The organism is Elioraea tepidiphila DSM 17972, from assembly GCF_000378465.1.
Lineage (GTDB): Bacteria > Pseudomonadota > Alphaproteobacteria > Acetobacterales > Acetobacteraceae > Elioraea > Elioraea tepidiphila.
This window is the reverse complement of the sequence record NZ_KB899914.1, coordinates 75,832-95,806: the sequence shown is the minus strand read 5'-3', so window position 1 is coordinate 95,806 and position 19,975 is coordinate 75,832. Positions and strand designations below refer to the sequence as shown.

19 protein-coding genes are annotated in these 19,975 nt (G+C 71.6%); 10 read left to right on the top strand and 9 right to left on the bottom strand.

Translation table 11 applies throughout. The features are described 5' to 3' along the window. Positions 1-34: 34 nt before the first annotated feature. Positions 35-1,003, top strand: a complete 969-nt coding sequence (locus tag F563_RS0105470) for a Bug family tripartite tricarboxylate transporter substrate binding protein (RefSeq protein ID WP_019013644.1) — start codon at positions 35-37, stop codon at positions 1,001-1,003. A 6-nt stretch (positions 1,004-1,009) separates the two neighbouring features. Here the strand turns inward: F563_RS0105470 and F563_RS0105465 are convergent, their stop codons facing one another. Beyond that, the gene (locus F563_RS0105465; RefSeq protein ID WP_019013643.1) at positions 1,010-1,417 is read right to left on the bottom strand and encodes a DUF4332 domain-containing protein; all 408 of its coding nucleotides are present in this window, start codon (positions 1,415-1,417) and stop codon (positions 1,010-1,012) included. 199 nt (positions 1,418-1,616) lie between these two features. Between F563_RS0105465 and F563_RS0105460 the strand changes: the two genes are divergently transcribed. After that, positions 1,617-2,210, top strand: coding sequence for a DUF4347 domain-containing protein (locus F563_RS0105460; protein ID WP_162140570.1), 594 nt, complete (start codon positions 1,617-1,619; stop codon positions 2,208-2,210). Positions 2,211-2,242: 32 nt separating this feature from the next. Here F563_RS0105460 and F563_RS0105455 read toward each other — a convergent pair whose 3' ends face one another. The 5 genes from F563_RS0105455 to F563_RS0105435 form a co-directional block, all read right to left on the bottom strand. Continuing rightward, positions 2,243-3,025 (bottom strand): succinate dehydrogenase iron-sulfur subunit, encoded by a 783-nt coding sequence (locus F563_RS0105455; RefSeq protein WP_019013641.1) that lies wholly within the window; start codon positions 3,023-3,025, stop codon positions 2,243-2,245. A 21-nt stretch (positions 3,026-3,046) separates the two neighbouring features. Continuing rightward, a complete protein-coding gene (gene sdhA / locus F563_RS0105450) occupies positions 3,047-4,855 on the bottom strand; it encodes a succinate dehydrogenase flavoprotein subunit (RefSeq protein ID WP_019013640.1) in 1,809 nt (602 codons plus the stop codon). A gap of 25 nt (positions 4,856-4,880) precedes the next feature. Continuing rightward, entirely contained in the window at positions 4,881-5,279 is a 399-nt protein-coding gene (gene sdhD / locus F563_RS0105445) for a succinate dehydrogenase, hydrophobic membrane anchor protein (RefSeq protein ID WP_019013639.1), read from the bottom strand. 11 nt (positions 5,280-5,290) lie between these two features. Then, a complete protein-coding gene (sdhC, locus tag F563_RS0105440; protein ID WP_019013638.1) occupies positions 5,291-5,722 on the bottom strand; it encodes a succinate dehydrogenase, cytochrome b556 subunit in 432 nt (143 codons plus the stop codon). Positions 5,723-5,834: 112 nt separating this feature from the next. Next, positions 5,835-6,407: a GNAT family N-acetyltransferase gene (locus F563_RS0105435; RefSeq protein WP_019013637.1), complete on the bottom strand. Its 573-nt coding sequence runs from the start codon at positions 6,405-6,407 to the stop codon at positions 5,835-5,837. Positions 6,408-7,078: 671 nt separating this feature from the next. Between F563_RS0105435 and F563_RS0105430 the strand changes: the two genes are divergently transcribed. Both F563_RS0105430 and F563_RS0105425 read left to right on the top strand, forming a co-directional pair. Then, complete coding sequence (locus F563_RS0105430; protein ID WP_162140569.1) at positions 7,079-7,948, top strand: DMT family transporter; 870 nt, start codon at positions 7,079-7,081, stop codon at positions 7,946-7,948. Positions 7,949-7,980: 32 nt separating this feature from the next. After that, complete coding sequence (locus F563_RS0105425; protein ID WP_019013635.1) at positions 7,981-9,171, top strand: MFS transporter; 1,191 nt, start codon at positions 7,981-7,983, stop codon at positions 9,169-9,171. Here the strand turns inward: F563_RS0105425 and F563_RS0105420 are convergent. The 3 genes from F563_RS0105420 to fsa are packed head-to-tail and all read right to left on the bottom strand — an operon-like array spanning position 9,168 to position 11,436. After that, on the bottom strand, positions 9,168-10,094 hold the full coding sequence (locus F563_RS0105420) for a tyrosine recombinase XerC (protein WP_019013634.1): 927 nt from the start codon (positions 10,092-10,094) through the stop codon (positions 9,168-9,170). The two genes, F563_RS0105425 and F563_RS0105420, sit on opposite strands and share 4 nt — an antisense overlap. After that, the gene (locus F563_RS0105415) at positions 10,091-10,786 is read right to left on the bottom strand and encodes a DUF484 family protein (protein ID WP_019013633.1); all 696 of its coding nucleotides are present in this window, start codon (positions 10,784-10,786) and stop codon (positions 10,091-10,093) included. The genes F563_RS0105420 and F563_RS0105415 overlap by 4 nt, the downstream gene beginning before the upstream one ends. Continuing rightward, positions 10,783-11,436 carry a fructose-6-phosphate aldolase gene (gene fsa / locus F563_RS0105410; RefSeq protein ID WP_019013632.1) on the bottom strand — a complete coding sequence of 218 codons (654 nt, stop codon included), beginning with the start codon at positions 11,434-11,436 and terminating at the stop codon, positions 10,783-10,785. Before fsa ends, F563_RS0105415 begins: the two co-directional genes overlap by 4 nt. Before the next feature lie 95 nt (positions 11,437-11,531). On the opposite strand from fsa, the gene F563_RS0105405 reads away from it, so the two are divergent. The 6 genes from F563_RS0105405 (at position 11,532) to secF (ending at position 19,958) form a co-directional block, all read left to right on the top strand. Next, entirely contained in the window at positions 11,532-13,694 is a 2,163-nt protein-coding gene (locus F563_RS0105405; RefSeq protein ID WP_019013631.1) for a primosomal protein N', read from the top strand. Positions 13,695-13,795: 101 nt separating this feature from the next. Then, positions 13,796-14,656, top strand: a complete 861-nt coding sequence (locus tag F563_RS23795; RefSeq protein WP_019013630.1) for an arginase family protein — start codon at positions 13,796-13,798, stop codon at positions 14,654-14,656. 97 nt (positions 14,657-14,753) lie between these two features. Beyond that, a complete protein-coding gene (locus F563_RS0105395; protein WP_019013629.1) occupies positions 14,754-15,335 on the top strand; it encodes a LemA family protein in 582 nt (193 codons plus the stop codon). Positions 15,336-15,345: 10 nt separating this feature from the next. After that, positions 15,346-17,271: a DUF2207 domain-containing protein gene (locus tag F563_RS0105390; protein WP_019013628.1), complete on the top strand. Its 1,926-nt coding sequence runs from the start codon at positions 15,346-15,348 to the stop codon at positions 17,269-17,271. Between the two features lie 141 nt (positions 17,272-17,412). Further along, the gene (gene secD, locus F563_RS0105385; protein ID WP_019013627.1) at positions 17,413-19,014 is read left to right on the top strand and encodes a protein translocase subunit SecD; all 1,602 of its coding nucleotides are present in this window, start codon (positions 17,413-17,415) and stop codon (positions 19,012-19,014) included. 11 nt (positions 19,015-19,025) lie between these two features. Next, on the top strand, positions 19,026-19,958 hold the full coding sequence (gene secF / locus F563_RS0105380; RefSeq protein WP_019013626.1) for a protein translocase subunit SecF: 933 nt from the start codon (positions 19,026-19,028) through the stop codon (positions 19,956-19,958). The last annotated feature ends 17 nt before the right edge of the window (positions 19,959-19,975 follow it).

Sequence of the window (19,975 nt, the reverse complement as noted above, 5' to 3'; positions counted from 1 at the left end):
CGGGTTGACTGCCGCGTCTGAGAGGAGCGTCCCCATGTCCCCGCTCTCCCGCCGGGCCGCGCTTGCCTCCGCCGTCCTGCTGCTCGCGCCCGTCGCCCACGCTTATCCTGATCGGCCGGTGCGCATCATCGTGCCGTTCCCGCCCGGCCAGGCCGCGGACCTGTTCGCGCGGCTGCTCGCTGACCGGCTCTCGGCGATGTGGCCGCACCGCGTGCTGGTGGAGAACCGCGCGGGTGGGGCCGGCGCGGTCGGGCTCGAGGCCGGCAAGCAGGCAGCGCCCGACGGGCACACGCTGATCATGGGAACCTCCGGAACCTTGGGGATCAACCCCAACGTGATCGCGCGGCTGCCCTACGACCCGATCGCCGATTTCGCGCCCGTCTCGAACGTGTTTCTCGCCCCGCTCGTGCTGGTCGTGCACCCCGAGTTCCCGGCGAAGACCGTGCAGGATCTGGTCGCCCGCGCCAAGGCCGATCCCGGTGCGCTGAACTACGCCTCGGCCGGGCCGGGCACGGCGCAGCATCTGACCGCGGAGCTGTTCGCCACCCGGGCCGGCATCAGGATGACGCACGTGCCCTATCGCGGCTCGGCGCCGGCGATGACCGACGTGATCGCCGGCGTGGTGCCGATCATGCTGGACAGCGTGGCCGCCGCACTCGGCCATATCCGCGCCGGGCGCGTCCGCCCGCTCGCGGTGACGACGGCGACGCGCTCGCCCCTGCTGGCCGACATCCCGACGGTGGCCGAGACCGTGGCACCCGACTTCGATGCCGCCGGCTGGTCGGGGATCATCGCACCCCGGGCGACGCCGGAGGCGATCGTCACCAAGGTCAGCGCCGACATCCAGGCGGCACTCGCGCATCCCGAGACCCGCCAGCGCATGATCGACATGGGCGGCATTCCGGCGGCCGGCCCGCCGGAGGCGTTCGGCGCCTTCATCCGCGACGAGATCGCGAAATGGGGCGAGGTCGCGCGCGCGGCGAACGTCCGGCTGGACGGATAGGAGACGTCAGTAGCTCAGGCGGCGACGCAGCGTTTTCGCCGCCGCGATCAGCTTCGCGCATTGCGCCTCGCCGGGCGCGCGCCGCAGCAGCTTGCGCCTCGCGTTCGCGGCCTGAAGCGCGGCGGCGAGCGCATCCGCGCGTTGACGCTTCAGCGCGGGCACGGTCGCGACGCCGGCGGCGCCGAGCAGGACGGCGAGCTCAGCGCTGAGCCCCGCGATGCGCAGCAGATCGGCGCGGTTGGCCCAGTCGAGCAGGGTGTCCTCGGCAATCCCCGTTTGCTCGGCGAGCGCGGCGCGCCCCTTCGGCCGCGCGGCCGCCTCCAGCAGTTCCTCGGTGGTCCTGACGCCGACAGCGGCGAGGGCCTCCGCCTGCTTGCGGCCGATACCGTCGATCCTGGCCAGAGGATAGGCCATGGCCGTCCTCCCCGACTGCGATCGGGAAAGCAAAGCACGGGACGCAGACGAAATGGAACAGGTTTCTGATCGATCCGCGGCCGAGGCGAGGGCCTCCGGCTTCGGACCCGACACGGGCGACCATGATTGAGGAACCGACGCCACTATGGAACACTGGTCCGACCGGGCGAGGACAGGATCACGTCTTGGAGGCGCAGCGATGCCATCAATGGTCGTGCATGACCGCCGGCTGGCCGGGGCCACGCCCACCTGGTACAGCTTCGTGATGCAGGTGAACCAGAATACCGGCATCCGCCAGATCGTCGATACGGTCGCGCGGCGGGCCCGCGAACGGCGCAAGCTGGACCGACTGCACCTGCTCAGCCACGGCTTCGAGGCCAACTGGGATCTCGGCAACCAGACGTGCACGCCGGATGCGCATGGCGGCTTCGGGTTGCAGCTCGGCCGCGAGGGGCTGACGCTCTGGACTGTGCACCTGACCGACGCGTGGCGCGGATTGGTCGACCTGATCGTGCTGTTCGCCTGCGCTCCCGCCGACACCTACGCGCCGAACCGCGGCACCTGGGGCGACGGGCGGCGCTTCTGCGGCGAACTGGCCTTGCGGACCGGTGCGCGCGTCATCGCCGCGCGCGACACCCAGACCTACCACCACTGGACGGACGGGTCCCGCCCCCTCGACTTCGGCGACTGGGAGGGACCAGTGTTCGAGTTCTCGCCGACTAATCCCGAAGGCACGCGGGTGATGGACCCCGGCCGCTACCGCGTGCAGCGCGACCGCGCCTCGGCCGGCTGAGGCCCGGCGCGGCCCGGAGCCGCGCCGCCGCGCTATCCCCGTCGTTCGACGATCAGCTTCTTGATCTCGCCGATCGCCTGCGCCGGGTTCAGTCCCTTCGGGCAGGTCTTGGTGCAGTTCATGATGGTGTGGCAGCGATACAGCTTGAACGGGTCCTCGAGCGCGTCGAGCCGCTCGCCGGTTGCCTCGTCGCGGCTGTCGGCGATCCAGCGATAGGCCTGGAGCAGCACAGCCGGGCCGAGATACCTGTCACCGTTCCACCAGTAGGACGGGCAGGACGTCGAGCAGCAGAAGCAGAGGATGCATTCCCACAACCCGTCGAGCTTCGCGCGCTCCTCCTTGCTCTGCAGCCGCTCGGCATCGGGGGGCGGCGGTGTGTCCGCCTTCAGCCAGGGCTCGATCGAACGGAGCTGCGCATAGGGCTGCGACAGATCGGGCACGAGATCCTTCACCACCGGCATGTGCGGCAGCGGCGTGATCCTCACGGGCCCTTGCACCTCGTCGATCGGCTTGAGGCAGGCGAGCGTGTTGGTGCCGTCGATGTTCATCGCGCAGGAGCCGCAGATGCCCTCGCGGCAGGAGCGGCGGAAGGTGACGGTCGTGTCGACCTCGTTCTTGATCTTGATCAGCGCGTCGAGAACCATCGGACCGCACTGGTCGAGGTCGATCTCGAACGTATCCATGCGCGGGTTCTGCCCGTCATCCGGGTTCCACCGGTAGACCCGGAACTCCTTCACCCGCTTGGCGCCGGCAGGGGCCTTGTGGGTCTGCCCGGCGCCGATCCTCGAATTCGCGGGCAGGGTGAACGTCGCCATGAGTCTTGGTCCTCTCCGCGCTCAGTACACGCGCGCCTTGGGCGGGAAGCTCTGCACCTCGTTGGTGAGCGTGGTCAGGGTCACGCCGCGATAGTCGAGCCGCACCTGCCCGGTCTCGTCGCACCAAGCGAGCGTGTGCTTCATCCAGTTCTCGTCGTCACGCTCGGGGTAGTCCTCGTGCGCATGCGCGCCGCGGCTCTCGTGGCGCGCCTCGGCCGAGACGATGGTGGTCATCGCATTGCCCATCAGGTTGTCGAGTTCCAGCGCCTCGACGAGGTCGCTGTTCCAGATCAGGCTGCGATCGTTCACGCGCAGGTCGTCCATGTGGCGCCAGTTGGCGCGCATCTTCTCCACGCCCTCGGCGAGCGAGGCGGAGGTGCGGAACACCGCGGCGTGATCCTGCATGGTGCGCTGCATCGCAAGCCGGATCTCGCCGGTGTTCGTCCCGCCCTTGGCGTGGCGGGTGCGGTCGAGGCGGTCGAGCGCGCGCTCGCCCGCGCGTGCGGGCAGCGGCGGCTGACTCTGGCCCGGCTTGACGATCTCGGCGGCGCGGTGCGCGGCGGCCCGGCCGAACACCACGAGGTCGAGCAGCGAGTTGGTGCCGAGGCGGTTGGCGCCGTGCACCGACACGCAGGCGGCCTCGCCGACCGCCATCAGTCCCGGCACGACGCGGTCGCCGTCGGGGCCATGCGTGATCACCTCGGTGCGGTAGTTCGTCGGGATGCCGCCCATGTTGTAGTGCACGGTCGGCAGCACCGGGATCGGCTCGCGCGTGACATCCACGCCCGAGAAGATCTTCGCGGTCTCGCTGATCCCGGGCAGGCGCTCGGCGAGCAGATCGGCGCCGAGATGCTCCAGGTGCAACAGCACATGGTCCTTGTGCGGGCCGCAGCCCCGGCCCTCGCGGATCTCGATCGTCATCGAGCGCGACACCACGTCGCGGCTGGCGAGGTCCTTCGCGGTCGGCGCGTAGCGCTCCATGAAGCGCTCGCCCTCGGAGTTCGTCAGGTATCCGCCCTCGCCGCGCGCGCCCTCGGTGATCAGGCAGCCCGCGCCGTAGATGCCCGTCGGATGGAACTGAACGAACTCCATGTCCTGGAGCGGCAGGCCGGCGCGCAGCACCATCGCATTGCCGTCACCCGTGCAGGTATGCGCCGAGGTGCAGGAGAAATAGGCGCGCCCGTAGCCGCCGGTGGCGAGCACCGTGAGCGCGGCGCGGAAGCGGTGAATCGTGCCGTCCTCGAGGTTCCAGGCGACCACGCCGCGGCAGGCGCCGTCGTCATCCATGATCAGGTCGAGCGCGAAATACTCGACGAAGAACTCGGCCTCGTGTTTGAGCGACTGCTGGTAGAGCGTGTGCAGGATCGCATGTCCGGTGCGGTCGGCCGCGGCGCAGGCGCGCATGGCGGGCGCCTTGCCGTACTCCTTCATGTGGCCGCCGAACGGGCGCTGATAGATCCTTCCGTCCTCGGTGCGGCTGAACGGCACGCCGAAATGCTCGAGCTCGTAGACCGCCGGGATCGCCTCGCGGCACATGTACTCGATCGCGTCCTGGTCGCCGAGCCAGTCCGACCCCTTCACGGTGTCGTACATGTGCCAGCGCCAGTCATCCTCCCCCATGTTGCCGAGTGCCGCACCGATCCCGCCCTGGGCGGCGACGGTGTGGCTGCGCGTCGGGAACACCTTGGTCACGCAGGCGGTCTTCAGCCCCGCGGCACCCATGCCGAGCGTGGCGCGCAGTCCCGCGCCGCCGGCGCCGACCACCACCACGTCGTAGGTGTGATCGACGATCCGATAGGCACGCTGCGAGGGAAGCGTGATGGCGTTCATCTCAATCCCGTCCTGTCCCCGGCCGCTAGAGCGCGACCTTCAGCACCGCGACCGCGGCGAACAGCGCGAGCAGCAGCATCGCCGCCTTCATCGCCAGCATCGCCGCGAGCCGCGTGCGCTCGCTGCGGATGTAGTCCTCGATCACGACCTGCAAGCCCAGCGCGCCATGCCAGAAGGTCGCGCCGATCAGCGCGAGCAGCAGCACGGTGTTGTGCGGGCGCGCCATCCACAGCACGACCTCGCCATGCGAGGCGCCGCCGAGCACGATCACGCTGGCCACGAACCAGAGCGTCAGCGGCACCAGCGCGACCGCGGTCAGCCGCTGCACCCACCAGTGATGCGCACCCTCCTTCGCCGCACCAAGCCCGCGCACGCGGCCGAGCGGTGAGCGCAGCGTGCGCTGGGAGAGCTTCTCGGTTGCCATCGCCTCGCTCCTCAGCCCAGCAGCGCGTAGCCGAGGATCCAGGCGAACAGCGTCAGCCCGACCGTGGCGCCGACCGTGAACCAGCCCGAGCGGCTGAAGGTTTCGAGGTCGTAGCCGTGGCCGAGATCCCAGGCGAGGTGCCGGATGCCGTTGCAGAAATGGTAGAACAGCGCGAGCGTCCAGCAGAACAGCAGGAACCGGCCGAGGACACTGCCGAAGAACGCCTGCGCCTCGGCGAAGCCCACCGGGCCCGAGGCGACCGCCATCAGCCAGGACACCAGCAGCCCCGTGCCGATCACCAGCCCGACGCCGGTGATCCGGTGCAGGATCGACAGCGTCATGGTGATCTGCCACCGGTAGACCTGGAGATGCGGGCTGAGCGGCCGGCGCACCAGCCTGCCCTCGCTGTCCCGGCCCAGCATCAGGGCGTCGCGGGCATCCATCGCGGCTTTCCTCTCGCACCAAAAGGGCGCGGGCCAGTGATGCCGCGCCCTTCAGAACCGAGGCCAAGGGATACGCCTGCTGCGCCGCAGCGTCAAACGCCGGTGGCGGGGATCAGCCGAGCGTCTTGACCAGCAGCACGGCGTCGCCCGAGGTATAGCGCAGCGTCGGGTGCGGCACGAGCGGACGGCGGTCCTTGGCGACATAGCCGCGGCGTTCGTAGAGCCGATAGGCGCCGGTGTTCATCGCGAAAGAGATCGTGCTGACCCGGTCGAACCCGCGCGCGGCAGCCCGCGCCTCGGTCGCGTCCATCAGCGCCGAGCCGATGCCAAGGCCGCGGTAGGGCGTTTCGATCGCCAGGCCGGCGAGGTAGAGGCTGCCCGGCTCCTCGAGCTCGGCATACGGCCGCAGGATGGGATCGGGCTCCTCGCTCGGCGCATCCGAAACGCCGATCGGGAAGGCATGCGCCATGCCCACCACGGCGCCCTCCTGTTCGGCCACCAGCGCGTTCTCCCAGGAGAACGCCACGCCGGTGCGCGCGTAGCGCCGACGCCCGACCGCCTCCAGCGGCTCGCCCGGCCCGGCGAGCAGGCCCCAAATATAGGCGGCGAGCCCGTCCGAGGAGATCAGGAACAGCCGCGCGATCGCGGCGGCGTCCTCGGCGCGGGCGGGACGGATCAGGCGCATCGGCTCGGGCCGCCGCCTTGCGCGCGCTGCGCCCGGTCAGCCGGTTCAGGGCGTCGGCGGCCTCGCGCCGGAACGCCTCCAGGATCGCGGCGGCGGGCAGCACCGCGGCGATGTTTCCGGCCGCCTCGCCCGCAGTCAGGCACATCTGGCCGAGCTTGCCGCTTGTGGCCACGGTCGGCAGGATCGCCGAGAAGCGGGGCATGGCGACAAGCGAGGCGCCGATCACCGTCTCGCCGACGATCTCGGCCGGCAGCACCGCTGCCTCCGCCTCGCGGGCGCGCCAGTCGCGCATGGCGGCATGGCACAGTGCGCGCCCGTCCGCTCCCCCGGGCCGCCAGCACGGGCAGGGGGGCCACCGCACGGATCACCGCCGGCAGCAGCGTCATCGTGGTCGCCTCGGCGCGGTTGTGGCCGCCCGCATTCGACACCGCGGCGGCAAGCCGCGGGCCGGCGACAAGGGCCATGCCGGCGGAGACCACCGGCAGGGTCAGGCCGAACCGCTCGGACAATGGCGTGGTGAGCATCGATGCACTCCTCGCAGGGAAATCGCTCGTTCGGCCGGTGTGTGGCGGTCGGAGATGTCCGCTGCGTGTCCGCGGACGCCGGATCGCGTTTCGATCATGTCCGCCGGTTCCGCCGTGCGGCCGCGCGTGCGAGGCTCGCCCGAGCCCATGCCGCGCCCCGCTCTCCTCGGCCCTCTGCTCGTCGTGCTGTCAGGCCTGCTCTACACGGCCGGCTACGTGACCGCGAAGCTGCTCAGCGCGCGGATCGACGCGATGCAGATCACCTTCCTCCGCTGCGCCCTCCTGCTGCTGGCCGCCGCCGTGATCAGTCCGTTCCTGCCGCGCCCGCAGGCGGCGTGGCGGCGCGCCTTGTTTCCGCCGCGCGCCCGCGACATGCGGCTCGCCGGGATCGGCGTGATCGGCTCCTCGATCCTGGTGATCCTGGCCTATGCGCGCATGCCGGTGATCGAGGTCTCGGCGATCGGATTCACCGGCCCGATCATCCTGACCGTGCTCGCCGGCCCCGTGCTCGGCGAGCGCGTCGGCGCCCGGCGCTGGACCGCGGTCGCGCTCGGTTTCCTCGGCGTGCTCGCGGTGCTGCGGCCGGGGCTCGCGGCGTTCCAGCCGGCCGCGGCCTTCGCGGTCGCCGGCCAGTTCGCCTATGCCGGCTACCAGCTGCTCGCCCGGCGGCTGCGCGGCGAGGCGACCGCCATGGATTTCACCCTGCAATCGGCGCTGGTCGGTGCGGCGATGACCGGGCTCGCCATGCCGCTCCTCTGGACCGCGCCGAGCGGGGCCGACTGGGTTCTGCTCGCCTCCTTCGCCGCGCTCCAGGCGGCCGGGCAGTGGACGCTCGCGGCGGCCTTGCAGCGGGCCGAGGTCGCGACACTCCAACCCTGGCAATACGTGAAGCTCGCCTGGGCGCTCGGCTTCGACCTGCTGCTGTTCGGCCTCGTCCCCGATGCCGTGGCCGCGTCCGGGATCGCGCTGATCCTCGCCGGCACGATGCTCGCGGCGCACGCCCCGGCGAGGCGTTGACGCGCGCGGCCTCTGCCGCGAAGGTCCGGCGCATGGACGGAGCGCCCAGGACCGGCACCACGACCGCCGCTCTCTCGGCGCCTGCCACGGCCGTTCCGTTCGTCCTGCTGGCCAGCGTCGCCGGGATCGGCCAGGTCGCCGCCAACCTGCCACTGCCGAGCCTGCCGGCGATCGGGGCCGAGTTCGGCGCCGGCGCGGCCGGGCTGGTGGTCGCGGTGTTCCTCGCCGCCTTCGCGCCGTCGCAATTGCTCTGGGGCCCGCTCTCGGACCGGCACGGGCGGCGGCCGGTGGTGCTCGCCGCCCTGGTCGTGTTCGCGCTCGGCAGTGCGGTCGCTGCCCTCGCCCCTGCGTTCTGGGTGTTGCTGGTCGGGCGGGCGTTGCAGGCGCTGGGCGGCGCGGCCGGGCTGGTGATCGCGCGGGCCAGCCTGCGCGACGGCGCGGAGGGGCGGGCGCTCGGCCGCGGCATGGCCGCACTGTCGATGGCGACGGCGGCGGTGCCGGCGCTCGCGCCGCTTGCCGGCGCCGCGCTCGAACAGGCGGAGGGCTGGCGGCTTGGCTTCTGGGCCAGCGCGGGGGCGGGACTCGGCGTGCTGGCCTGGGCGGCGGCGGCCATGCCCGAGACCAGCCGGGTGCGCGCGCCGGCGCTCGAGCTTGGCGCGGTGCTTCACGCGTACCGCGCCGTCTGGCGCGACGGTCGTTTCCGCCCGCCGGCCGCCGTGGCGGCCGGGGCGATGGGCGGGCTTTTCGCCTTCGGCGCGGGCAGCCCCACGCTCTACATCACGGTCTTCGGCCTGACGCCGATGGCCTATGCGGTCTATCCGCTGATCGCGGTGCTCGGCGTGCTGATCGGTGGCGGCGCCGCGCGGGCGCTGATGAAGCGGGGCAGCCCGGGACGCGCGATGGCGATCGGCGTGGCGCTCATGCTGGCGGGCGGGCTCGGCATGGCCGCGCTCGACCCGCTCGGGATGTTCGGCAAGCACGCGGTGAACGTGACGATGCTGGTGTTCGTGCTCGGCCTCGGCTTCGCACTGCCCGCCGCCTTCGCCGAGGCGCTCGCGCCGTTCGGCGAGCGCGCCGGTACGGCGGCGAGCCTGGCCGGCGCGATCCAGATCGCCGCCGGCGCGGCGGCGGCGGCGGCGGCCTCGATCCTGCCGATGCCCTGGGTGATGGCGGCCTGCGGCATCGTTGCCGCCGTCGCGGCGGGGCGGGGACGAGGGCGCTAACCGGTCCCGGCCGCGCGCGGATGCGCCCGCTGCCACACCGCCATCACCTGCGCTTCGTCCACCGCGGTGTAGCGCTGCGTGGTCGAGAGACTGGCGTGGCCGAGCAGTTCCTGGATGGCGCGCAGATCCGCGCCCGCCTGCAACAGATGCGTGGCGAAGCTGTGCCGGAGCGCATGCGGCGAAGCGTGATCCGGCAGACCGAGGGCGGCGCGCGCGCGGGCGAGCGCGAGCCGGAGCAGCCGGTCGTTCAGCGGTCCGCCGCGGACGCCCCGGAACAGCGGCGCGTCGGGCGCGAGCGGATGCGGGCAGAGCCGGATGTAGTCGCCGATCGCCTCGCGCACGACCGGCAGCACGGGCACGTCGCGCTCCTTCGACCCCTTGCCGCGCACGCGCAGGCTCGCCGACCCGCCCGGCAGCGGCGCGTCGCGGCGGGTGAGCCCGAGTGCCTCGGCCGCGCGCAGCCCGCACCCGTAGAGCAGCAGCACGAGCGCGGCATCGCGCGCGGCGATCCAGGGCTCGTCGGCCAAGGTGCCCGCCTCGGCGGCGAGTGTCTCGGCGTCGATCCGGCTCAGCGCGCGCGGGGCCGGGACGCGCGCGCGCGGCGTGGCGATCAGGCGGATCGCCGGACAGTCCGGCCCGCCGTTCCGCGCCAGGAACCGATAGAAGCTGCGCAGCGCCGCGAGCCCGCGCGCGCGCGTCGCGTTGGTCACACCCTCGGCGGCGCGCTCGGCGAGCCAGGCGCGGAAATCGGCCGCCGTGAGCGCACCGAGCGCGGCGCGATCCGGGGCCGCGCCGAGATGGCGCGTCAGGAAGCCGAGGAACGTGGCGATGTCGTGACGATAGGCGGTGATGGTCGCAGGCGAGGCCCGGCGTTCGGCGGCGAGCCAGTCGAGGAACGACGTGAGCGCCGCGTCCGCGGTCACGGGCTGCGCGTGAGCGCAACGGCGGTGACGGCGGCCAGGAAGGCCAGCACGTCGGTGCCCTGGCCCGGCTCATAGGCGCCCGGGTCGCGCACGCCGCAGGCGAGCAGCGCCTCGCCGCCTTTCGGCAGCGGCAACCGTGCGAGCGCATCGGAGGCGACCAGCGGTGCCGCCTCGCCGTAGAGGGTTTCCGTCTCGAAGGATTGCGGGCGCAAGGCCACGGGCGTGCCGGACGGCACCATGCGCGCCACGAACCCGCGCGGCAGCGGACGCGCGAGCGGCAGCGCGCGCGCCTCGGCGCAGACCGCCACGACATCGACGCCGAGCAGCGCAGGCCAGTCCTGCACGATGATGTCGAGCGCCTCGGCCGCGCCGCGCGCGGCCATCACCGCCAGCACCGCGCGCTGCGCACGCGACTGGATCGCGGCATTGGCGCGCCCCGCCGCGAGCAGCGCCTCTGTACGGTCACGCAACTGCACGCCGCGCTCGCGCTCAACCTCCAGCATCGCCGCCATGTGGTCGGCGAGCCGTTCGCCATGCACGCGCCGGGGCGGCGTCAGTGCGCGGTACAGGGCAGGGCGATCGGCGAGGAAGCCGGGGTGTGCCCGCAGGAACGCCTCGACGAAGGCGGCCTCGTCCGGATCGGGCTCGACCGTGCCGGCCCGTCTGCGCGAGCGGGGCCGGTCCGTGCTCACAGGATCGACTGTCCGGTCTTGGCCCAGTCGGCGAGAAACGCCGCGAGGCCCTTGTCGGTCAGCGGATGCTGGAAGAGCTGGCGCAGCACCGCGGGCGGCAAGGTCGCGACATCGGCGCCGAGCTTCGCCGCCTGCACGACATGCATCGGGTTGCGCACCGAGGCCACCAGCACCTCCGTGCCGAAATCGTAGTTGGCGTAGATCTCGACGATCTCGGCGATCAGCGCCATGCCGTCCTGACCCACGTCATCCAGCCGGCCGACGAAGGGGCTGATATAGGCAGCGCCGGCCTTGGCCGCGAGCAGCGCCTGCGCGGCCGAGAAGCAGAGTGTGACATTCACCGGCACGCCCTCGTCCGACAGCGCCTTGCACGCCTTCAGCCCGTCCATGGTCAGCGGCAGCTTGACGACGACGTTCTTCGCGAGGCCGCGCAGGAAGCGGGCCTCCTTCAGCATCGGCGCAAACTCGGTCGCGGTGACCTCGGCCGAGACCGGGCCCGGCACCGCCTCGCAGATCTCGACGATCACCTCGGTGATCTTGCGCCCGGACTTGGCGATCAGCGACGGGTTGGTGGTGACGCCATCGACCATGCCGAGCGCGGCGAGCGCCCTGATCTCGGCGATGTCGGCGGTGTCGACGAAGAACTTCATGCGAAACTTCCATCCATGGCGGAGTCGGGGGCACCATAACCGTGGCCGGGGCCGGGGGAAAGCGACGGCCGGATGACGCGGGCGGGCGCCCGCGCGTGCCCGTGCTGCTGCCGTTGCCGCTCGAAGGTGCCTACGACTACGCGGTGCCGGACGCGATGGAGGTCGCGCCCGGCGCGGTGGTGACCGTGCCGCTCGGCCCGCGCGTGCTCTACGGCGTGGTGTGGCATGGCGAGCCGGATGGCACGGTGCCGGCCGCGAAGCTGCGCCCGATCGCGTCGGCCGTGCCGACGCCGCCGTTGCGCCCGGCGCTGCTCCGCTTCATCGACTGGGTGGCGGACTACACGCTGAGCGCGCCGGGCGACGTGCTGCGCATGGCGCTGCCGATTCCGGCCGCCACCGAGGCGCCGCGGCCGCGCGTCGGCTGGCGGCTCGTGGACGCGGTGCCGGAGGGTGTGCGCGTCACGCCCGAGCGCGCGCGCGTGCTGGAGGTGCTGCGCGCCGCGCCCGGGCTGGTCTGGACCGGCTCCGACCTCGCGCGCGCGGCCGGTGTCACGCCCGGCGTGCTGCGCGGCATGGCGGATGCCGGGCTGCTCGCGCCGGCGCAGATGGCCGGGCTGCACGATGCGCCGCAGCGCGCGGATGCGCTTGCCCCGGCGCTGACGCCCGCGCAGCAGGAGGCGGCCGCGACGCTGCGCGCCGCCGTGGCAGCGGCACGGTTCGGTGTGACGCTGCTCGATGGTGTCACCGGCTCGGGCAAGACCGAGGCGTATCTGGAAGCGGTCGCCGAGGCGATCGCGCGCGGCCGGCAGGCGCTGGTGCTGCTGCCGGAGATCGCCCTCTCGGCGCAGGTGATCGACCGTTTCACCGCGCGCTTCGGCGCACCGCCGGCGGTGTGGCATTCGGAGGTCGCCGGCGCGCGCCGGCGCGCGACCTGGCGCGCGGTGGCGGAGGGCCGCGCGCCGATCATCGTCGGCGCGCGGTCCGCGCTGTGGCTGAACTTCGCGTCCCTCGGCCTTGTGGTCGTGGACGAGGAGCACGAGACCGCGTTCAAGCAGGAGGACGGCGTGACGTATCACGCCCGCGACATGGCGGTGGTACGCGCGCGCATCGAGGACGTGCCCTGCGTGCTGGTCAGTGCGACGCCCTCGCTGGAGACGCTCGCGAATGTCGAGCGTGGCCGCTACGCGCGACTCCACCTGCCCGAGCGCCATGGCGAGGCCGGCCTGCCCGAAGTCACCGCGATCGACCTTCGCCGCGAGCCGCCGCCGCGCGGCCGTTTCCTTGCCCCGCCGCTGGTCGCCGCGATCGAGGCGACGCTCGCGCGCAGCGAGCAGGCGTTGCTGTTCCTCAATCGCCGCGGCTTCGCGCCGCTGACGCTCTGCCGTGCCTGCGGCCATCGCTTCGAGTGCCGCAACTGCACCGCCTGGCTGGTCGAGCACCGCTACACCCGCACGCTGCAATGCCACCATTGCGGCCACAGCGAGCCCGCGCCCGAGACCTGCCCCGAATGCGGCGCCGAGGGCTCGCTCACCGCGATCGGTCCGGGTGTGGAACGCGTGGCCGAGGAGGTGCGCACGCTGTTCCCCACCGCGCGCGTGCTGGAGATGAGCAGCGACACCGTGCACGGCGCGCATTCGGCGGCGGCGATGGCGGCGATGATCGAGAACCGCGAGATCGACCTGATCGTCGGCACGCAACTCGTCGCCAAGGGCTGGCACTTCCCGCATCTGACGCTGGTCGGGGTGGTGGACGCGGATCTCGGGCTTGCCGGCGGCGATCTGCGCGCGGCCGAGCGCACCTTGCAGGTGCTGCACCAGGTGGGCGGGCGTGCGGGACGCGCGGCGCAGGCGGGGCGGGTGCTGCTGCAGACTTGGCAGCCCGCGCATCCGGTGATGCAGGCGCTGGTGTCGGGCGACATCGACCGGTTCGTCGCCGAGGAGATGGCGGCGCGGCGCGCCGGTGGGTGGCCGCCGTTCGGCCGGCTGGTCGCGGTGATCGTCTCGGCGACCGAAGCCGCGGTTGCGGACGCGGCGGCGGCGGCGCTGCGACGGGCGGCGCCCGTGGGCGAACGATTCGTCGTGCTCGGACCGGCGCCCGCGCCGCTGTCGATCCTGCGGGGGATGCATCGGCGGCGGCTGCTGCTGAAGGCCGCGCGCGATGTGGACGTGCAGGCGCTGATGCGCGCGTGGCTGGCGGCGACGGAGGTGCCGCGGCAGGCGCGGATCGACCTTGACGTCGATCCGGTAAGTTTCCTCTAGGTGCCGGAGACCATACGACCGCGCGGAAGACTTCGCCAGTCCGAGCGCCTCCCCAAGGTTCCCTCTCCCTGCATCGCCCCACCCGCTCCTTCGGAGGTGACATGAACATCCGTCCCATCATCGTCCCCTATGCCGGCGACGTCGCGCGCTGGGGCCAAGCGCGCGGCCCGGCGGCGATGCTCGAAGCGGGGCTGGTAGGAGCGCTGCGTGCGCAGGGGCACGACGTGGCCGAGCCGATCGAGATCGTCTTTCCGCGCGAGCGGCGTACGCGCGATCCGGTGACCAATCTCGGCACGATCGCGGCGATGGTGTCGGACGCCGTCGCCGCGGCGATCGGCGACGGCGCGATGCCGCTCGTCCTGGAGGGGAACTGCACCCAGGCGGTCGGGCCTGCGGGCGGGGTCGCGCGCGCCTGCGGGGCGAGCGGCATCGTCTGGTATGACGCGCATGGCGACATGCACACGCTGCGCACGACCTCGACCGGGCTGCTCGGCGGCATGCCCTATGCCGTCTGTCTCGGCTGGGAGTTCGATGACTGGCGCGAGGCGGCCGGGCTCGCTCACCCCGTCTCGGCGGAGGCGGCGGCGCTGATCGGGGCGTCCGATCTCGATCCGGAGGAGGAATTGGCGCTGGCCGCGCACCCGATCGCGCGGCTGGATGCCGCGGCGATGGGCGCGGATGCGGGCGAGCGCACGGCGGCGCTGCTGGTGCCGCGCGCCTCGGCTGCGCCGGGCTGGTACATGCACATCGACCTCGATGTGGCCGGCACCGAGGAGGTGCCCGGTCCGCTGACGCCGGCGCCGCACTGGCCGTCGCGTGCGGCGCTGTTGGCCTCGATCGCCGCGGCCGCACGGGCCGTGCCGATGCGCTGCCTCGGCCTCGCGGCATATGATCCGGGGGGCGATCCGGAGCGTCGCGGCGCGCGGCTCGCGGTCGAGATGGCGGTGACCGCGCTCGCCTGACGTCATGGGATAGGGGTCTGGGGAAAGGGCCTGCCGGCCCTTTCCCCAGCTTGCCTTCTGGTCTTAGGCTTCGCTGACAGAACCTGCCGGGGGCGTTATGGACGTGATCTGGATCCTGCTCGCGATCGCAGCCGTCGTCGTCGGCTATGTCATCGTCACCTTCAACCGGCTGGTCTCGTTGCGAACCCGCGTGCGCGAGGCGTGGTCGGACATCCAGGTGCAGATGAAGCGCCGCTACGACCTGATTCCCAACCTCGTAGAGACGGTGAAGGGCTATGCCGGGCATGAGCGCGGCACGCTGGAGAGCGTGGTCAAGGCGCGCGGCGAGGCGATGGCCAACACGGGCGATCCGGCCAGCCAGGCGCGGTCGGAGAACATGCTGCAAGCGACGCTGAAGTCGCTGTTCGCGCTGGCCGAGAACTACCCGCAGCTCAAGGCCGATGCGAATTTCGCGAAGCTCCAGGCCGAGCTGGCCGACACCGAGAACCGCATCAAGATGTCGCGCCGGTTCTACAACGGCTCGGTGCGTGATCTGAACGTGAAGATCGAGCAGTTCCCGTCCAACCTGGTCGCGCGGCAGTTCGGCTTCCTCCAGGCACAGTTCTTCGAGCTCGACGAGGACGAGGCGGCAGCGGCTTCCCGTCCGGTCCGCGTCGATTTTGGTGCGCAGCGCAGCTAGGCGCCGGCGGATGCGGTGGCCCGTTCGCGGCTTTGCGCGGCTTGCCGTCGCGGCCGTGCTGCTGCTGCTCGCCCTCGCGGGCCCGGCCGTGGCGCAGCGCGTCGAGCACATCCGAGAGTTCACTGCGCGCATCGAGGTGCAGCCCGACGGCGCGGTGGAGGTGACCGAGGAGATCGAGGTGCTGGCGCTCGGGCACTCGATCAAGCGTGGCATCTTCCGCGACCTGCTGCTCGGTTCGGTTGATCCGTTCGGGCTGATCTCCCCGGACTTCCAGGTGCTGGAGGCGCTGCGCAACGGCGAGCCCGAGACGCACCGGGTCGAGAGCCGGGGCGATGTCGTGCGGATCTATCTCGGCCAGCAGGACGTGCTGCTCCAGCCCGGGATGTACCGCTACCGGCTGCGCTACCGCATGGCGGAGCAGGTCGATTTCCATGAGGGTTACGACGAGATCTACTGGAACGTGAACGGCACGGGCTGGCAGTTCGCCACCCTTCGGGTCCAGGCCGAGGTCGTCCTTCCGCCCGGGGCGCGCATTCTCCAGCACGAGGCATACACCGGCCCCGCCGGCGACCAGGGCAGGGACTTCCGCGTCGTTGGCCAGACGGATCGCAGCATCCTGTTCGTCACCACGCGCCCGCTCGCGGCCGGCGAGAACCTCACGGTCGCGGTCGGGTTTCCGAAGGGCATCGTCACGCCATCCGACCGGTTCCAGTGGCTGGCCTGGTTGATGGGGCAGAACCCGCTCCATGTCGCGGGGGTGCTGCTGCTGGTGCTGCTCGGCTACTACGGCATCGTCTGGTTCCTGGTCGGCCGCGACCCGAAGGCGGGGGTGATCGTGCCGATCTACCAGCCGGAACTGCCGCCCGCGGCGATGCGCTACATCCGCCGCATGGGCTTCGACAACGACTGCGTCGCGGCCGCGCTGCTCAACCTCGCGGTGAAGGGCCATTTGCGATTCCAGGAAAATACGAAGAACAAGCTCATCCTGCACCGCGTGCTGGCGCCGGAGGGCGCGCCGGCGCCATCGTCCGGCGAAGCCGTCCTGCTGAACGGCATCTTCGGCAGCCGTTCGGTGGTCGAGCTCGACGACAAGAACCAGGCGATCCTGTCGCGGGCGAAGACCGCGTTGCACGAGCACTTCGACAAGACCTTCAACCGCGTGTTCTTCCGACGCAACGCGGGCTGGTTCGCGATCGGATTGATGCTGACCGTGCTCGGCTGGATCGTGGTGTCGTTGACCCAGCCCGACCTTCTCTTCGCGTTCCCGCTGGTGGCATGGGTCGGCGGCGTGGCGTTCATGTTCACGGTCGTGGTCCGCCAGTTCTGGCACCACTTGCGCCTGTGGCGCGCCGGCGGCGAGACCATCCATCAGATCAGCTGGATCGTCTGCGCCGTCATTCTCGTGCCGATCAGCATCTTGCTTGCCACCGCGATCTTCACGGCGAGCGAGGAGCTGGGATGGCAGGTCTCAGTGGCGGTGCTGGCGCTCGGCGCGGTCAACACGCTGTTCCGCCACCTGCTCAGGGCACCGACCGCGATCGGGCGGACCGCGCTGGACGAGATCGAGGGCACGCGGCGCTACCTGACGGTGGCCGAGGCGGATCGGCTGCGCTTCCACAACCCGCCCGACCGCACGCCCGAGCATTTCGAGGCGCTGCTGCCCTATGCGGTCGCGCTGGGGGTGGAGACGGACTGGACGCGCCAGTTCGGCGACGTGCTGGCGCGGGCCTCGGCGACACGGGGCGAGGCCGAGTACCGCCCGCGCTGGTACAGCGGCTCGCGCTTCAGCGGCACGCGGATCTCCGCGCTCGGCGGGACGCTGAGCAGCAGCTATGGCAGCGCCTCGGCGCCGAAGTCGAGCGGGTCAGGCGGGGGCTCGCGCGGCGGCGGCTCGAGCGGCGGGGGCAGGGGGGGCGGCGGCGGAGGGGGCTGGTAGCGCCGGCCGGCCGGCCGGTTCACATCACCGCCCAGCGAGCCCGCGCCCGCGGAGATTGCACCCCGCCGTCCCCGGGGGCATTCTCCGCCGCCGATCAGGAACCCCCGACCGCCGGACACACGCAGGAGCGCGCCGAGCGCCATGATGTATTTCGCCCGCTGGAAGATCGCCGCCATCCTTGGCGGCATCGTGCTGGCGGCCATCCTCGCCATCCCCTCCTTCGTGCCGAAGGAGCGTCTCGGCGCGGCCGGGGAGTACGTGCCCTGGCGCCAGTTCCACCTCGGCCTCGACCTCAAGGGCGGCTCCTACCTGCTGCTCGAGGTGGACATGGATGCGGTGATCCGCGAGCGGCTCGGCAACCTGGCCGACGGCGCGCGCACGCGCCTGCGCGGGGCCAATATCGGCTATACCGGCCTCACCACCGCGGAGCGCAGTGTCACGCTGCGCCTCACCGACCCCACCCGCGCCCAGGAGGCGGTCCGGCTGCTGCGCGAGCTCGCCAACCCGATCAGCGTGGGCCTCGCGGCCGCGCAGCCCGATCTCGAGGTCACCTCGACCGCCGACGGCACGGTGACCATCACCCTTTCCGAAACGCTGTTGCGCGAGAAGGCGACCCAGGCGGTCGAACAGTCGATCGAGATCGTCCGGCGTCGGATCGACGAGACCGGTGTCGTCGATCCCGTGATCGCGCGGCAGGGGGCGAACCGCCTCCTGGTGCAGCTGCCGGGCATCCAGGACCCGGAGCGGATCAAGCAGCTGATCGGCACCACCGCACGCATGACCTTCCACCTGCTCGACGACACGGCCGATCTCTCCGCCCGCACCCCACCGCCTGGGGTGATGTTCCTCCAGGGCGACCGGGGACCGGGCGGCGAGCCGACGCGCTACGCCGTCCGGCGGCGCGTCGAGGTTGACGGGGCGAACCTCACCGATGCCCGCGCGGGCCAGGACAGCCGAACCGGCGAATGGGTGGTGAACTTCACCTTCGACTCGATCGGCACGCGCCGCTTCGCCGAGGTGACACGCAACAATGTCGGCCGGCCCTTCGCGATCGTGCTCGACAACCGGGTGATCACGGCACCGGTGATCCGCGAGCCGATCACCGCCGGACGGGGCCAGATCAGCGGCAACTTCACCGTCACCACCGCCAACGACCTCGCCGTGCTCTTGCGCGCGGGCGCCTTGCCGGCACCGCTGACGGTGATCGAGGAGCGCACCGTCGGGCCGGATCTCGGCGCGGATTCGATCCGCGCCGGCGCGATCGCGCTCGCGATCGGCTTCGTCCTGGTCGTCGCCTGGATGGCCATATTCTATGGGCTGTTCGGCTGGTTCGCCAATCTCGCGCTGATCGTGAACATGATCCTGCTGCTGGCGGTGCTGTCGCTGATGGAGGCGACGCTGACGCTACCGGGAATCGCCGGCATCCTGCTCACGCTCGGCATGGCGGTGGACGCCAACATCCTCATCAACGAGCGCATCCGCGAGGAGGCGAAACGCGGGCGAACGCCGATGAACGCGATGGAGGCCGGTTTCAAGCGCGCCTTCGCCACGATCGTGGACAGCAACCTGACGACGCTGCTGGCGATGGCGATGCTCTATGCCTTCGGCTCGGGGCCGGTGCGCGGCTTCGCGGTGACGATCTCGGTCGGCATCGTCTGCTCGATGTTCTCGGCGATCGTGTTCGTGCGCCTGCTGATGGTGCAGTGGATCCGCGCGCGCCGTCCCGCGGCCCTGCCGGTCTGAGGAGGCGCCCGATGCCGTTTCGCCTGGTTCCCGACAACACCACGATCCCGTTCATGCGGGGCCGCATTCTCGGCCTCGTGGTCTCGGCGATCCTGTCGGTCGCCTCGGTCGTGCTGTTCTTCTATCCGGGGATGAACTACGGGATCGATTTCAAGGGCGGCGTGCTGGTCGAGGTGCGCACGCCCGAGCCGGCCAACTTCGCCGAGATGCGCGCGGCACTCCAGCAGGCCGGTGTCGGCGAGGTGGCCTTGCAGCAGTTCGGCTCGCCCACCGAGGTGCTGGTGCGCATGGAGGCCCAGGCGGACGAGGCGGCACAGCAGCGCAGCGTCGCCGCGGTGCGCGCCGCGCTGGAGCAGGCGACGCCCGGCGCGCGGATCGTGCGCACCGAGGCGGTGGGCGGTCGCGTCTCCGCCGAGTTGTTCGCCGCCGGCATGACCGCGCTCGGCATGTCGCTGCTCGCGATCCTGATCTACATCTGGTTCCGATTCGAGTGGCAGTTCGGCGTCGGCGCCGTCATCACGCTCATCCTCGACGTGACCAAGGCGGTCGGGTTCCTCGCGGTCACGCGCATCGAGTTCGACCTCGCCACCGTGGCCGCGCTGCTGACCATCATCGGCTACAGCGTGAACGACAAGGTCGTCGTCTACGACCGCATGCGCGAGAACCTGCGCAAGTACAAGACCATGCCGCTTCGCGAGCTCATCGACCTCTCGATCAACGAGACGCTGTCGCGCACCATCGGCACCTCCGCCACCGCCTTCCTCGCCATGCTGCCGCTCGCGCTGCTGACGACGGGTGCGATCGAGGGTTTTGCCTGGACCATGCTGTTCGGCATCGTCGTCGGCACGTCCTCGTCGATCTTCATCGCCGCGCCGATCCTGCTGTTCCTCGGCGAGAACCGGCTGCGGCGAGGCACCGAGGCGCCGGCCGCGGCAGCGGGCTGACGCTCGACGAGGGCCCG

What these genes read in the sequence shown, in the direction of transcription:
- sdhD (WP_019013639.1), bottom strand. Translation starts at nt 5,279, where the DNA reads ATGGCAACCGAGAAGCTCTCCCAGCGCACGCTGCGCTCACCGCTCGGC.
- sdhA (WP_019013640.1), bottom strand. Translation starts at nt 4,855, where the DNA reads ATGAACGCCATCACGCTTCCCTCGCAGCGTGCCTATCGGATCGTCGAT.
- fsa (WP_019013632.1), bottom strand. Translation starts at nt 11,436, where the DNA reads ATGAAGTTCTTCGTCGACACCGCCGACATCGCCGAGATCAGGGCGCTC.
- F563_RS0105435 (WP_019013637.1), bottom strand. Translation starts at nt 6,407, where the DNA reads ATGCGCCTGATCCGTCCCGCCCGCGCCGAGGACGCCGCCGCGATCGCG.
- F563_RS0105390 (WP_019013628.1), top strand. Translation starts at nt 15,346, where the DNA reads ATGCGGTGGCCCGTTCGCGGCTTTGCGCGGCTTGCCGTCGCGGCCGTG.
- F563_RS0105430 (WP_162140569.1), top strand. Translation starts at nt 7,079, where the DNA reads ATGCCGCGCCCCGCTCTCCTCGGCCCTCTGCTCGTCGTGCTGTCAGGC.
- F563_RS0105465 (WP_019013643.1), bottom strand. Translation starts at nt 1,417, where the DNA reads ATGGCCTATCCTCTGGCCAGGATCGACGGTATCGGCCGCAAGCAGGCG.
- F563_RS0105460 (WP_162140570.1), top strand. Translation starts at nt 1,617, where the DNA reads ATGCCATCAATGGTCGTGCATGACCGCCGGCTGGCCGGGGCCACGCCC.
- secD (WP_019013627.1), top strand. Translation starts at nt 17,413, where the DNA reads ATGATGTATTTCGCCCGCTGGAAGATCGCCGCCATCCTTGGCGGCATC.
- F563_RS0105470 (WP_019013644.1), top strand. Translation starts at nt 35, where the DNA reads ATGTCCCCGCTCTCCCGCCGGGCCGCGCTTGCCTCCGCCGTCCTGCTG.
- sdhC (WP_019013638.1), bottom strand. Translation starts at nt 5,722, where the DNA reads ATGGATGCCCGCGACGCCCTGATGCTGGGCCGGGACAGCGAGGGCAGG.
- F563_RS0105455 (WP_019013641.1), bottom strand. Translation starts at nt 3,025, where the DNA reads ATGGCGACGTTCACCCTGCCCGCGAATTCGAGGATCGGCGCCGGGCAG.
- F563_RS0105395 (WP_019013629.1), top strand. Translation starts at nt 14,754, where the DNA reads ATGGACGTGATCTGGATCCTGCTCGCGATCGCAGCCGTCGTCGTCGGC.
- secF (WP_019013626.1), top strand. Translation starts at nt 19,026, where the DNA reads ATGCCGTTTCGCCTGGTTCCCGACAACACCACGATCCCGTTCATGCGG.
- F563_RS0105425 (WP_019013635.1), top strand. Translation starts at nt 7,981, where the DNA reads ATGGACGGAGCGCCCAGGACCGGCACCACGACCGCCGCTCTCTCGGCG.
- F563_RS23795 (WP_019013630.1), top strand. Translation starts at nt 13,796, where the DNA reads ATGAACATCCGTCCCATCATCGTCCCCTATGCCGGCGACGTCGCGCGC.